Consider the following 1,663-nt stretch of genomic DNA (forward strand, 5'->3'; position numbering starts at 1 on the left):
CTCGCTCTGGTCGTCACTGAACACCGGCGTCACCACCGTGATATCAGGCAGGTGCGTGCCGCCATTGTAGGGGGCGTTGAGGGCGAAGACATCGCCGGGATGGATGTCGCCCTCGTTGAGACGGATGATCGTCTCCACCGAGCGGTCCATTGAGCCGAGATGCACCGGCATGTGCGGCGCGTTGGCGACGAGTGCACCGGTGCGGCCGAAGACGGCGCAAGAGAAGTCGAGCCGCTCCTTGATGTTGACCGAATAGGCGGTGTTCTGCAGCGTCACGCCCATCTGCTCGGCGATCGCCATGAACAGGTTGTTGAACACTTCCAGCATCACCGGATCGGCCTCGGTACCGAGCGCGGCCATGCGGCGCTTCTTCTCGATGCGGCGCAGCAGCACGTGATCGCGGGCGGTGATCTCGGCCTGCCAGCCGGGCTCGACGACGATCGTCTGGTGGCTTTCGATGACCAAGGCGGGACCGGTGACGCGGTTGCCGGGGCGCAGGTTCTCGCGGCGATGGATGCCGGCCTCGCGCCATTCGCCCTCCGAAAACATCCTTCGCGTTTCGGACGCAACGGCTGTGGCATCGACAGTCGGCTGGCTGGTCTCGTCGCGGCCCGTCACACGGCCGTCCTGGCCCTGGAGATCGATCGATTCCACGATCATCGGCTTGTTGTCGTAGACGAAGCCGAACTGCGCCTTGTGCGCCTTTTCGAATTCGATCCGCGCCTTGTTGAGCGAGCGTTCGGCGAAGTTGACCGGCAGCGCCGTGTCGGTGCCGTCGTAGCGGATCATCAGAACGGGCCGCCATGACGTGGCCTCGACCGGCACACCCTGCGCCGCCAGTTCTTCGAACACTTTTTCCCGCAGCGTCTCGATCAGCGCGTCGATCGCGGCGACGGACTCTTCGGCAAGCGGCTTGATCAACGCCTGCTGGCGCGAGGCGAAGACGGAGGCGAGGCCGATGCCATAGGCGGACAGCAGGCCGGAGAACGGGTGCACCAGCACCGATTCCATCCCGAGCGCATCCGCCACCAGGCAGGCATGCTGGCCACCCGCGCCGCCGAAACAGTTGAGCAGATACTCGGTGACGTCGTAGCCGCGCTGGACCGAGATTTTCTTGATCGCGTTGGCCATGTTCTCCACTGCGATGGTGACGAAGCCCTCTGCGACGGCTTCGGGTGACCGGCCGTCGCCGATCTTCGCGGCGAGCTCGGCGAACTTCGTCCGCACCGCCTCGGTGTCCAGCCGTTCGTCCTGACCGGGGCCGAACATCGCCGGGAAGAAGTCCGGCCGCAGTTTGCCGAGCATCACGTTCGCGTCGGTAACGGCGAGCGGCCCGCCGCGACGGTAGCAAGCGGGGCCGGGATTGGCGCCGGCCGAATCCGGGCCGGCCTGGAAGCGGCCGTCGGCGTAATGCAGGATCGAGCCGCCGCCGGCCGCGACCGTGTGGATGCGCATCATCGGCGCGCGGACGCGGACGCCCGCCACCTCGGTATCGAAGGCACGTTCATATTCGCCGTTGTAATGCGCCACGTCGGTCGAGGTGCCGCCCATGTCGAAGCCGATCACCTTATGGAAGCCGGCGAGATTTGCCGTCTCGACCATGCCGACGACGCCGCCCGCCGGACCGGACAGCAGCGCGTCCTTGCCCTGGAACATGTCGGCT

At 66.1% G+C, this 1,663-nt stretch carries 1 protein-coding gene; it reads right to left on the reverse strand.

The window, feature by feature from the left end; translation table 11 throughout:
* The coding region (locus tag CN311_RS01670; protein WP_208866389.1) for a hydantoinase/oxoprolinase family protein at positions 1-1,663 on the reverse strand (1,663 nt) is incomplete at both ends.

The organism is Mesorhizobium sanjuanii (assembly GCF_002529485.1).
In the GTDB taxonomy this organism is placed as follows: Bacteria; Pseudomonadota; Alphaproteobacteria; order Rhizobiales; family Rhizobiaceae; genus Mesorhizobium; species Mesorhizobium sanjuanii.